The sequence below is a fragment of the Marinomonas lutimaris genome (genome assembly GCF_019426345.1).
Taxonomy (GTDB): Bacteria; Pseudomonadota; Gammaproteobacteria; order Pseudomonadales; family Marinomonadaceae; genus Marinomonas; species Marinomonas lutimaris.
Map to the genome: position 1 here is coordinate 101,164 of NZ_JAHLLW010000006.1, position 12,547 is coordinate 113,710.

General features: G+C 41.3%; 11 protein-coding genes. 6 read left to right on the plus strand and 5 right to left on the minus strand.

The window, feature by feature from the left end:
* Nucleotides 1-9 precede the first annotated feature (9 nt).
* From KPL72_RS09120 to KPL72_RS09130, 3 genes are all read left to right on the plus strand, one after another.
* Nucleotides 10-981, plus strand: a complete 972-nt coding sequence (locus KPL72_RS09120) for a glutathione S-transferase family protein (RefSeq protein WP_219702528.1) — start codon at nucleotides 10-12, stop codon at nucleotides 979-981.
* Between the two features lie 181 nt (nucleotides 982-1,162).
* Entirely contained in the window at nucleotides 1,163-2,029 is an 867-nt protein-coding gene (locus tag KPL72_RS09125; protein ID WP_212916207.1) for a glucosaminidase domain-containing protein, read from the plus strand.
* Nucleotides 2,030-2,179: 150 nt separating this feature from the next.
* Nucleotides 2,180-4,096 carry a beta-ketoacyl synthase gene (locus tag KPL72_RS09130; protein WP_219702529.1) on the plus strand — a complete coding sequence of 639 codons (1,917 nt, stop codon included), beginning with the start codon at nucleotides 2,180-2,182 and terminating at the stop codon, nucleotides 4,094-4,096.
* Between the two features lie 37 nt (nucleotides 4,097-4,133).
* On the opposite strand, the gene KPL72_RS09135 is transcribed toward KPL72_RS09130, so the two are convergent.
* Nucleotides 4,134-5,030: a LysR family transcriptional regulator gene (locus tag KPL72_RS09135; protein WP_212916209.1), complete on the minus strand. Its 897-nt coding sequence runs from the start codon at nucleotides 5,028-5,030 to the stop codon at nucleotides 4,134-4,136.
* Nucleotides 5,031-5,168: 138 nt separating this feature from the next.
* Here KPL72_RS09135 and KPL72_RS09140 point away from each other — a divergent pair, with 138 nt between their 5' ends.
* Complete coding sequence (locus tag KPL72_RS09140; protein ID WP_219702530.1) at nucleotides 5,169-5,708, plus strand: YceI family protein; 540 nt, start codon at nucleotides 5,169-5,171, stop codon at nucleotides 5,706-5,708.
* 33 nt (nucleotides 5,709-5,741) lie between these two features.
* Complete coding sequence (locus tag KPL72_RS09145) at nucleotides 5,742-6,617, plus strand: hypothetical protein (RefSeq protein WP_219702531.1); 876 nt, start codon at nucleotides 5,742-5,744, stop codon at nucleotides 6,615-6,617.
* Nucleotides 6,618-6,626: 9 nt separating this feature from the next.
* Here the strand turns inward: KPL72_RS09145 and KPL72_RS09150 are convergent, their stop codons facing one another.
* The 4 genes from KPL72_RS09150 to KPL72_RS09165 form a co-directional block, all read right to left on the minus strand.
* Nucleotides 6,627-7,043 carry a hypothetical protein gene (locus KPL72_RS09150; protein ID WP_212916212.1) on the minus strand — a complete coding sequence of 139 codons (417 nt, stop codon included), beginning with the start codon at nucleotides 7,041-7,043 and terminating at the stop codon, nucleotides 6,627-6,629.
* A 44-nt stretch (nucleotides 7,044-7,087) separates the two neighbouring features.
* On the minus strand, nucleotides 7,088-7,966 hold the full coding sequence (locus KPL72_RS09155) for an SDR family oxidoreductase (protein ID WP_219702532.1): 879 nt from the start codon (nucleotides 7,964-7,966) through the stop codon (nucleotides 7,088-7,090).
* The gene (locus KPL72_RS09160; protein WP_219702533.1) at nucleotides 7,963-8,742 is read right to left on the minus strand and encodes a TatD family hydrolase; all 780 of its coding nucleotides are present in this window, start codon (nucleotides 8,740-8,742) and stop codon (nucleotides 7,963-7,965) included. Before KPL72_RS09160 ends, KPL72_RS09155 begins: the two co-directional genes overlap by 4 nt.
* Nucleotides 8,743-8,854: 112 nt before the next feature.
* A complete protein-coding gene (locus KPL72_RS09165) occupies nucleotides 8,855-10,411 on the minus strand; it encodes a phosphoenolpyruvate carboxykinase (protein ID WP_212916215.1) in 1,557 nt (518 codons plus the stop codon).
* Nucleotides 10,412-10,918: 507 nt separating this feature from the next.
* On the opposite strand from KPL72_RS09165, the gene gndA reads away from it, so the two are divergent.
* Nucleotides 10,919-12,442, plus strand: coding sequence for an NADP-dependent phosphogluconate dehydrogenase (gene gndA / locus KPL72_RS09170; protein WP_219702534.1), 1,524 nt, complete (start codon nucleotides 10,919-10,921; stop codon nucleotides 12,440-12,442).
* Nucleotides 12,443-12,547 lie beyond the last annotated feature (105 nt).

Consider the following 12,547-nt stretch of genomic DNA (forward strand, 5'->3'; position numbering starts at 1 on the left):
GAAAACACAATGGGATTACTTGTAGATGGGCAGTGGACCGATCAGTGGTATGACACCAAAGCGAACAACGGAAAATTTGTACGCAGCGAATCCGTGTTCAGAAACTGGATCTATCCCAAACACGAATACGATCAAAACAACCCGAACCATTTCCCTGCTCAAACTGGCCGCTACCACCTGTACGTCTCTCTTGCCTGCCCTTGGGCACATCGCGCACTGATTTTTATTAAATTAAAACAACTAGAAAACATCATTAGCATTAGCTGTGTTCATCCCGATATGCTTGATAATGGCTGGGAATTCAAGCAAGACGATAACTTTATAGATCCCAACATTAGTATAGGAGATCCATTACACCATTTTGATTTTGCCCATCAGCTTTATACCAAAGCCAAGCCAGATTACAGCGGCAGAGTCACTGTACCTATTCTATGGGACAAAGAACGCCATACTATTGTCTCCAACGAATCTTCAGAAATCATCCGTATTTTTAATCGTGCATTTAATGAAATAACTCATAACAACTTAGATTTTTATCCAAATGATAAAGCAGAAGAAATAGATCAACTAAATGAACGCATTTACAATACAGTCAATAATGGTGTCTACAAGTGCGGCTTTGCAACGACTCAAGAAGCTTACGAAGAGGCTCTAACGCCACTTTTCGATACTTTGGAGTTTTTAGAAGAAAGATTAACGACTCGCACTTATTTATTAGGAGAAGAGCAAACCGAAGCAGACTGGCGTCTTTTTACAACGCTCATTCGCTTTGACGCAGTCTACTTCGGGCACTTTAAATGTAATATGAAGCGTATTCTAGACTATCCAAACCTCAACGTTTTTTTAAAGCGCCTGTACGACACTTCTAGTATTGCAAGCACAGTAAACCTACAACACATCAAACGACATTATTACTACAGCCACAAAACAATCAACCCAACTCAAGTGGTTCCAATAGGGCCCGCTAAATTATTTCCTTAAACATCAATTAAGTAAAAAAGGAATTAAGGCAAATTCAAGAAGCCTGAGTTAAAGTCTATTAAAGTGAGCTCTTTTTAAGGATAATGGGCTCACTTTTTTATCTGCGCACCCCTTTAGTTAGCTATTGCTTGCTTTGTAATGCTTACTGAAAAATATAAATATTTGAGACTTGTGGCTATTTATGGAAAAGAAAATACTCTGGACTATCTCTTTTGCACTAATATTTATTTTGTGGATAAAAGCTGGCCCATTTAAAAATGATATCGACGACATCATGGATGAGTCATCAGAAACAAGCTCCCAATACGATGAATCAGGTGAAGCGACATCAGACGAAAAGAACTACTTTAAATCACATCCGATTCAGAAAAACGCTCCTGACTTTTCTGCAATAGCAGATGTCAAAGAACGTAAAAAAGCCTTCTTTGATTACTTAACCCCTTTTATAAATGAAAAAAACAGTCTTATTTTAAAAGACCGTGAACGCTTGAACGCCCTGCTTGCTAGTAATAAAAAGCTATCAGCAAAAAACAAAAAATGGATTTCTACACTTCGTCAAAATCATAAGCTTAAAAAACTTGAGAGTTACACAAAAGACGACATAAAAGCATTACTTAATCGCATCGACATCATTCCAGCCTCACTGGTTTTAGCACAATCTGCCAATGAATCTGCATGGGGAACATCTCGTTTCGCCACGCAAGGCAACAACTACTTTGGCCAATGGTGCTTTAGAAAAGGCTGTGGCTTAGTCCCAGAATCAAGAAACGAAGATGCCGATCATGAAGTGCGAAAATTCAATGATGCCCGCGAGTCTGTGTTTGCCTATATTGATAACCTAAACACTAATGCCGCTTACAAAAAACTCAGAGCCTCTCGTGCGCAGCTAAGAAAAGATAAACAAGTCGTCACTGGTCTTGCCCTTGTTCATGGTTTAGAACACTATTCAGAACGAGGCCAAGCCTACGTAGAAGAAATAGAAGGCTTAATCAATTACAACAAACTTTGGCGCTTTAATCGCTCTCAGCCAAAACCAGAGCAACCATAACCAATAACAATATTCAAAGCTCAAAGAAGATAAAAATGTAATAAAATGCAATTTATTGTTACGAAATTACTTTATGTGGGGTGGCTAAGCGTTACCCCCTTCATTACAATACCGTAATATTTCACCCACTCATCAAACGAGGAAATTCAATTGGCCCGTTTACCTGTTATTGTTGGCTTTGGCGGAATCAATTCGGCTGGTCGTACCTCTTCACATCAAGCATATCGCCGAATTGTCTTTGATCTTCTTCCAAGCTCAATCCAGCAGGATGTTTTACTCGATCTTGCCACTATTACCAACATGGCCGAGCACAAAAATGGCCTTTGGTATACTAATGGTGGAGAAGCACTAGATGCCGCCGCACTTATTGACAGCATCGGAGAGTCTCTTCTTGCTCGCACCTTAATTCGTCGTATTCACCCTAGTTTATTTGATGTTGACCATGTGGTTTTACACAAATCCACAACACTACAGTCAAGTCACAGCGAAGAAAAACTCAGCTTTACTATCAAAACACGCTCTCTTCCAAATGATCGCCCTACAAATTGGCAAGTAACAGAGCTTTCAGACACCCTAAGCGAAGTCGTTGTTGACGGTAATCTAGAAACTTTTATAAAAGACACTCGCCCTCTTTCTGTAAAAGCTGCAGGACAACTACCCACTGGCTTTGATCCATCTAAGCTGTATCAAAGTCGAAATCATCCTCGCGGCCTACAAATGACTGTCTATGGTGCATCAGATGCTATTAAAAGTAGCGGCATTGATTGGGAAACCATTCGAAGCAAAGTCGCTCCAGATCAAATGGCGGTTTACGCTGCCAACTCAATTGGTCAAATGGACGACTTAGGATTTGGCGGTATGCTCAAATCCGCCCTAATGGGTAAACGCACAACATCGAAACATTTGCCTCTTGGTTATGCTCAAATGCCAGCAGACTTTGTAAATGCTTACATTTTAGGCAGCGTTGGCAATGTCGGTACTGCAATTGGTGCCTGTGCAACGTATTTTTTCAACCTAGAAAAAGCCATCGACGGCATTAAGAGTGGAAAATTTCGCGTGGCAATGGTTGGCGGCAGTGATGCTCCGATCACCCCCGAAATTATCGAAGGCTTCAGAACAATGGGTGCCTTAGCAGAAGATACCGCTCTGCTTGCTCTGGACGAGATAACAAATCAAGAAGAACCAGACCATACCCGCAGCTGCCGACCATTTGCTCAGAACTGTGGTTTTACCATTGGAGAATCCAGTCAATGGACACTTCTGATGGATGATGAACTTGCCATTGAATTAGGCGCTGAAATATTTGGCGCTATCCCAGCGGTATTTTCACATGCAGATGGACATAAAAAATCCATTTCAGCGCCAGGTATTGGCAACTATTTAACCATGAGTAAAGCCATGGCTTACCTGCAAAATATCATAGGTAATGACGGCTTAACGCAGCGTACTTTCATTCAAGCACATGGTACCAGCACACCGCAAAACCGTATCACTGAATCTCACGTACTAAGCAAAGCGGCGACTAGCTTTGGTGCAACCGATATACCAGTTGTGGCAATGAAAGCTTTCCTAGGCCACTCTCAAGGTACTGCAGGTGGCGATCAGTTGCACTTATCTTTAGGCGTGTGGAAAGATGGCATTTTACCCGGTATCACAACATCCAATGCGGTTGCCGATGACGTTTATCAAGACGGCCTAAAATTCCAACTCAAGCACGAGGTTTATGGAAAAGACCATTTTGATGCGGCATTATTAAACTCAAAAGGTTTTGGTGGAAATAACGCAACAGCTGTTTTGTTATCTCCAATTCAAACCATGAAAATGCTAAACAAGCGCTACAGTGCAGAGCAAATGAGCGACTACCAAGCGAAAAACGCTGATGTTGTTGCTGCAGCTGAGGAATATAATCAATCCGCTATTCGTGGTGAAACGCTTCCTATCTACAAATTTGGATTCAACGTATTAGGCGGTGAAGAGCTTAATATAACGGATCAAGAAATTCGTTTACCTGGCTATGATATGCCTGTAAATCTAAACATAGAAAATGAGTTTAGCGATTTGAAATAACAAAAAGCTCAAATCTAAGATACTGGCCAATACACTATCAAAATTTTGTATTGGCCAGTTTGTCTTGTAAAAAATCTAGTAACAATCGAGTCTTTCTAGACATTAGCTTGCGTTGTGGATAAATAGCATAAAAGCATATTTCGTAGCCCTTATACTTTGACAACAAGTTGATCAGCGCACCTGATTCAATGTGCTTTGCTACCAGAAAATCAGGTTGATAAATCACCCCCAAACCCGCCAAGGCAAACCGAGTTAAAGCACCACCATTATTCGCAGTAAAAGCGCCAGAAACCGAAACCGTTTGAGAAACACCGGCTTCGTCTATCAACGACCAACGATTTGGCACGAGCGCATTGCTATACAAAAGGCAGGAATGACTTTCTAGCTCTCCTATATGATGAAGTTCTCCATGCTGCAAAATGTAATCTGGCGACGCACAAACAAACCCTTTGGAATAGCACAGAGGCCGAGCAACAAATTGATCTCCTCCTAAATCCCCTCCCCTAATCGCAATATCAACACCAGATTCCGTCATATCGATACGTTTATCACTAAAATCTATATCCAATTCGATTTGAGGATATAAACGACTAAAACTATCCAGTAAAGGCACAATGTGCGATAAACCAAAATCCATTGGCACACTAATCCTCAGCAGCCCTTTTGGCTTTTGTGTCAAATCGCCAATTTCACTCTCAGCTTCCTCAATCGCATCAAGTATCGCTATGCAATGCTGATAATATTTACGACCAGCATGAGTGATACTGATGTTACGAGTATTACGCTGCAAGAGCTTAGTCCCTAACTCCTCTTCAATAGAGTTAATATAGCGTGTCACCATAGGTCGAGAAATCCCTAAAGAGTCACTCGCTAATTTAAAGCTTTCTGCCTCATAAACACGGCAAAACACCTTCATCGCTTGCAGCTTATCCATTCACTTCCCCAAAAAATAAAAAGTTCCCTTATTATCATTTCTTTTTAGTTAATATTGAATTGTTTTTAGCGCTGATTATTTATTAAAAAAAACAATCTACACTGTGCACATCTTTGAATCTAGTAAAGGAATGTAAGAATGAAAATAATTAGTATCAGTGCATTAATGCTTGTATCAAGCCTATCCATGGCAGCAGATTACAAAATTGATCCCGCCCATTCTGGTGTTGTATTTAAAGTAGGTCATTTGGGCGTTAGCACAACTGTTGGCCGCTTTAATGAATTCGAAGGTAATTTTGCATACGCCGAAGATGGAAAATCAGGTAACGCATCATTGACGATAAAAGCAGACAGTATCGATACCAATCACGATGCTCGTGATAAACACCTACGTAGCCCTGACTTTTTAGATGTTAAACAATTCCCAACACTGACCTTTAAAAGCACCAAATTTGAAGGAAACACCTTAACTGGTGATCTAACTCTACACGGCGTAACTAAGTCGGTTAGCTTTGATGTTAACAAGGTTGGAGAAGGGAAAGATCCTTGGGGTGGTTACCGTGCAGGTTTTGAAGCAAAAACCGTTATTCAGCGCAGTGATTTTGGCATTAGCTACTTCATCCCAGGCGTAACAGATAAAACAGAAATTGAAGTTTATGTGGAAGGCATTCGCCAATAATCAATTCAGAAAAAAGCACCAAGGAAAGCGATCATGTACGAAGAAGCCAGTAACTCTACTGTTTTAATGCTATTACATACGGCAGTTTACCCCTTTCTCGCCGCACTAATAGTCAGCATTGTTGCTGGAAAATTGTTACGCGCATCGTCTTATCTTGGTTACCTTGGCGGCTTTATTGTCGGACTCAGCCTGATCCATTCAGGCTTGAGTTTCCCACCAAAGCAAGCGATAGACTATTACAGCATAACAGTATTAATTGGCATCGTTTCACTATTTAGCTTAGTCACTATTAAACAACCAGTAATTCGCAACAGTGCTGGTTTTATATTGTTTGGACTATCGTTTTATCTTCTACTCAACCCAGTATTAAAACACTCAGGCCCTATCATCAGCCTTAGTTGGGCAGCAAGCTGCGCATTCATCGTTCTGCTTTACCAACTGATACAACAAAAAATACAAAAAACAGCAGATCAAAAAGCACAGCCAGAACGCAGCATTTCTCCACTACTTTTACCAATAGGATTGATGGTCACTGCTGGCGCAGCTGCACCGGTTATATCAATTGGAGGAAGCTTATTAATAGGACAGCTATTAGGTGCTTTAGGTGCAGCGTTATTTGCCTATGTGACTATTAGTTATTTTACTAAAACCACACAAAGCCAAACCAGTATCCCAGCTCTCCTAATACTAGGAGGATTAATTACACAAAGTCATGTTCTAGCAGACATTCCGTTAAACGTCATGCTAATGCTTGCTGCAAGCAGCTTTATAACGCCAATAGCCGTTGCTCTAGGCGGTCGATTAAGCAACAGACAAAGTATTTTCATTATCATTGGCCAAATCGTAATCAGCATTTTAATAAGTGGATTAAGCTTATGGTTGGTTTGGCCGGAAAGTAGCCTGTATTAATCAAAAACGCTAATCTTTGAAAATAGATCTAGAAGATTGCCATAGTGGTAAAATAACAGCCGCTATGGCACAGCTAGCAGCACCATATGACATCATATACAAGACATCAGATTCACTAAGATGAAGGTGAATGAAGACAGAAACATAATTAGGAACAACAATAAATAACCATATCCCTATAACTATAAAGAAGCGACCAAAACCAGATAGCCCCTTTATTCTTAGCAATAACCAAGCCGTAAAATACAAATACACAAAAGAAGAAAATGCGAACAACAAAATCACACCAACGGAAGGTTGCTTCGCCATATCTACCAAAGCTGCACGCTCTAAAAGTGACACAGGTGCCGAAGCATACCAAGCCCCCCCAACAAGCATTTGAAAGATAAAAGCTAATACGACCGCTTTATGATTTATTTTGTACACATCACCTCCCATTCTACTTATTTATCTCAACCAAAAATTGGCAGCTAACTAGCTTGATATAATTCCTTAACTAAACTTCTTAATTTTGATCGCCATGGCCGCTGTTTTATCCCAAAGTGATTAAATATCTTCCGACAAGATAATGATTGCCGCTGCATAACTAACGTTTCATGCACCTCTGGAAACGAATCACCAATTGCCTCGACTTCTACTTGCGCTTTAGGATCGAATTGACTGGAAGTCGCCAAAATAGCCTCAACCAATCGAATCCAACTAATTTCTTCAGCACAACAATAATGGTAAACACCTTTATTTTGAGCACCGTAATGCCCTTGATTTACCATAGACAAAATCACTCGAACCAAATCAGACACTGGTGTAGGACTACCAATTAAGTCATCTTTATAAGCAAGATTAACGCCATCTTGAATCAAGCCTAGCGTCCTACAAACAAAGTCATCCCCTTTACCACTGAATAACCAACCCGTTCGTAGCACAATATTATTAGGGTTACTCAGCACAATAGACTCCGCCTCAATCAAAGCTTTTGCATAAGCCTCAGAACTATCTGGAACATCAATTTCAGCGTAAGGCACATCTTTATTGCCAGAAAACACCCTAGCACTGCTAATCATGATTAATGTCGTGCTCGATTTTTCACTCAAATACCGTAAAGAGGACTGAAACTTTCCATAATCATTTTGCAGCGCATAACGCAAGCTTAACGCATCAATAATAACGTCAAACTGCATGGCATCTAATTCAGCTCTTCTGCTAACATCCAGTAATAGCGATTCATCAGGACACAACCATTCGAATTCGTCTTTGCCTTCAGAAAGCTGCAATAAAGACGAACCAACTTCAGTGCCACTTCCCAAAAGAAGAATACGAATAGGCGCGTTAATATCTTGTGTATTATTCAAAGTAAGTCCTCATTCCACCTTGGAAAAGTCCTCAGTAGATTATCATATGTCTGCTGTGCAATCTGCTCTACACTTTCCTCCCTTATCTGCGCCACACTCTGCGCAATAAGAGGAATAGAAAGAGGGGTATTATGTTGCCCTTGAAAACCATAAAGCGGCATATCAGGCGAATCCGTTTCAAGCACAAATGCATTATCACTGAGCGATGCCAATACTCTATGCGCTTTTTGTGCTCTTGGATAAGTCACCGTACCACCAATCCCCAGCACAAAGCCAAGGTCCAAAAAACGTTTCGCTTGTTCAGAGCTGCCATTAAAAGCATGAACAACACCACCGCATTTAAAACCAACTTCCCGCAAATACTTAAACACCAAATCATAACTTTTTCTGGCGTGTAAAATAACTGGTAATTTCAATGATTTAGCCACACTTAACTGACGAGTGAAAAACGCCACCTGTACTTTCATATCAATAGCATTAGGCCAACAATCCAATCCTATCTCACCAACGGCAACCACACGAGGTGTATCACATTGCTCAGCAAGAAAATCGATTTGATCCAACGAAGCTTCCGACAAAAAATAAGGGTGTAAACCATAAGCAGCTCGCCACTCAGGATAACGCTTCATCAATATTTCCAACTTCGACCAGCTAGCAACAGTCGTCGCAGGCACCAAAAAACCCGCCACACCATTTTCCAAGCAGCGTGACATCAACGAATCGCGTTGCTCATCAAACACATCAAAATCTAAATGACAATGGCTATCAATAAACATATAGAAGAGGTTACACGATTTAAAGGATGAAGTACTAGATTATAAAACATTCGAAAACAAAAAAGGCCGTACAAAATGCACGGCCTTTTTAAGAAACATAGTAAAAGTAAGCTTAAAGTGATGGGCCAGCCTTCACAATAGCATCAGACACTGTATCGAACTTCTTAAAGTTCTCAACGAATTGATTAATCAAATTTTTCGCTTGAGCTTCATAAGCCGACTGATCTGACCATGTCTTACGAGGGTTCAATAAAACACTATCAACACCAGGAACTTGAGTCGGAACATCCAAGTTAACGTCAGACAAGTGCTCGGTTTCAGCATCAGCCAAAACACCAGATTGAATCGCAGAAATTACCGCACGAGTAGTAGGAATACTAAAACGCTTACCACCTTGACCATGAGCACCACCAGTCCAACCAGTATTAACCAGATAAACCTTGCTACCGAACTCCTCAATGCGCTTAATCAAAAGATCCGCGTACACATCAGCAGAACGAGGGAAGAAAGGCGCACCAAAACAAGTAGAGAAGGTTGATTTAATCCCCGTACCAGCGCCCATTTCTGTTGAACCAACAAGCGCTGTGTAACCACTTAAAAAGTGATAAGCCGCCGCTTCTTTCGTCAAGATAGAAACTGGAGGAAGAACACCTGTCAAATCACACGTTAAAAAGATAATGGCATTTGGCTCACCAGCTCGGTTGCCCGCTGCACGTTTTTCAATATGCTCACGAGGGTAACCAGCACGACCATTCTGAGTCAAAGACGTATCAGCATAATCAGCAACACGTGTTTCAGGATCTAGAACAACGTTTTCAACGATAGTACCAAATTTAATCGCATCCCAAATAATCGGCTCATTTTTTTGAGAAAGATCAATGGTTTTTGCGTAGCAGCCGCCTTCAATATTGAAAACGGTGTCTTTACCCCAACCATGTTCATCATCGCCAATCAAAAAGCGCTCAGGATCAGCAGACAAAGTTGTTTTACCCGTACCTGACAATCCAAAAAACAAAGTCACATCGTCTTCTGTACCGACGTTGGCAGCACAATGCATTGGCAATACATCATGAGCAGGCAACAAATAGTTTTGTACGGAGAACATGGCTTTTTTCATTTCACCAGCGTAACGCATACCTGCGATAAGCACTTTGCGCTCAGCAAAGTTCAGAATCACACAACCATCTGAATTGGTGCCATCACGCTCAGGCTCACAAACAAAGTTTGGCGCATTAAGAATCTGCCACTCACCTTTGCTTGATGGATTATATACATCAGGACGAATAAACAGGTTACGACCAAATAATTGGTGCCAAGCTGTTTCAGTGCGCATAATCACTGGCAAATAATATTCATCTCCCGCACCGACATGAATGTTAGATACAAACGACTCTTGGCCATCAAGATACGCAGCAACTCGATCCCAAAGCGGAGCAAATTTTGCTTCAGGGAACGGGCGATTAACAGGGCCCCAATGAATGCTATCTTTACTGGACGCTTCTTCAACGATGAAACGATCCATAGGAGATCGACCGGTACGAGCACCTGTTTCAACAACAAGCGCGCCGTTATCGGCAAGAACCCCTTCGCCATTCTGCAGGGCTTTTTCAACCAACTGCGGCGTAGTTAAATTTGTATGAATACTAGTTACGTCTGATGCGGAGTTCATGTTGCTAAATCCTCTGAACTATAAAGATTGTCTGGTCATTTTTATTATTATGCGAAAGTTTTTTTCTGTAAAAAGCATAGTAACAAAACAATCTAAGAAAAAATATTGTTATAACAATATGTTATTTTATTACCATTTTGAAACTTTCCAAAAAATCCTAACCACATGAAAAATATAGAAATTACTTTAAATCAGTGTAATGAAACGAGAATCAACACCTAAGCACAAGTGATCGACACTATTTTTTTTGTAGTTTTCTTTCTTTTTTGTAGTCTTTCTACTAAATAGAAACTTATTACCCACTCTAAGAACAACAAAAAACAACCAATGCAGCCCCGCAATTTTCTAAGAGAAAGCCACCTAAAATGTAAGGTTTCTATTAAAAAACATCAAAAAAACACAATTATTTGAATTTTTCTTGCCTCTAGTATGTCCTGAATCATAGCGCTTCATGGTAAGATTCTTTCTTCAATTTCCCCCAATTGTTCAAAAGGTTGATCGATATTTATGTTAAAAACGAATCAGAACTGCAATATTGGATTTGTCGGCCTGGGTGTCATGGGTAAAAACTTGGCCTTAAATTTAGCTGACCATGGCTACCGAGTTGCAGGTTTTGATCTTGACGCACATAAAGTTCAAGACGTTTTAGATACTGAAGCGGCAGAACGCCCAGATCCATCAGCAGAAGCTCGTATCATTGGCTGTTCAAACATAGAAGACATGCTTGCAAATTTAGTAAAGCCTCGCGTCATTGTTGTTTTGGTTCCTGCTGGAAGCCCTGTAGACGCCGTATGCAACAGCTTAATTGATGCTGGCCTAGAAGCAGACGATATCGTAGTAGACTGCGGAAACAGTCAATGGACTGATACCATTCGCCGTGAAGCGGAATACAAAGAAAAATTCAAATTCTTTGGCACCGCTGTTTCTGGTGGTGAAGTGGGGGCGCGTTTTGGCCCATCTCTTATGCCTGGCGGCGACGCCGATTCTTGGAAATATCTACAACCAATGTGGGAAGCCGTAGCCGCTAAAGTAGACGAGAATGGCAAACCCATCGTTAGCAACACACCTGGCAAACCTGTAACTAAAGGCGAACCTTGTACTGCTTACCTTGGGCCAAATGGCGCAGGTCATTACGTGAAAATGGTTCATAACGGCATTGAATATGCTGACATGCAGCTTATTTGTGAAGCTTATCATCTACTACGTTCTTTGCTTGGTTACGAACCTGAAGAAATTGGTAAGTTATTTGAAAAATGGAACCAAGGTGTTTTAAACAGCTACCTTGTTGAAATTTCAGCTGACATTCTTCAGCAATACGACCACAAAACAGGCGCTCCGCTAGTAGATATGATCCTAGACAGCGCAGGCCAAAAAGGCACTGGCCGCTGGACATCTATCAGCGCGACACAAATGGGTGTTCCTGCTGGCATTATCAGCGAATCCGTTTATGCTCGTGCCCTAAGCACACTAACAGGTGAACGAGAGCTTGCTGCAAGCAAACTTGTTGCAGATGTAGAAAGTGGCGAAATTGAAGCCGAAGAAGTAGAGAAAGCAATCGAAGAAGCGCTTTACTGTGCGAAAATTTGTGCTTACGCTCAAGGCTTCCAACTAATGCGCGCAGCTGAAAAAGAATACGATTGGAAATTTAACTTCAGTGACATCGCTAAAATCTGGCGCGGAGGCTGCATCATTCGAGCGTCTTTCCTACAAAAGATCGCTGATGCTTTTGTCGAAAACCCAGCGCTTGAAAACCTATTGCTAAGCGATTATTTCGCTGACGCCATGGCGAGCAAGCAAGCTGGTCTTCGCAAAGCTGTTGTCCTTGCAGCGCAATCAGGTATCCCAACGCCATCTTTCTTCTCGGCATTGGCTTACTTTGATGGCTACCGCTCTGAAGTTTTGCCTGCTAACTTGCTACAAGCGCAACGCGACTACTTCGGCGCTCACACCTATGAACGCGTGGATGCAGAGCCAGGTCAGAAATTCCATACTTACTGGCAAGAAGAAGGTCGTCCAGAGCGTAAAGCTTAAGACCAACTTCTAGCTCAAAAAAAACGCTGACTTAGCAATAAGTCAGCGTTTTTTGTTTCAGTTTGGATGCTGACCCATGCTTTTAGCAAAGCACTGTCAAGCGAA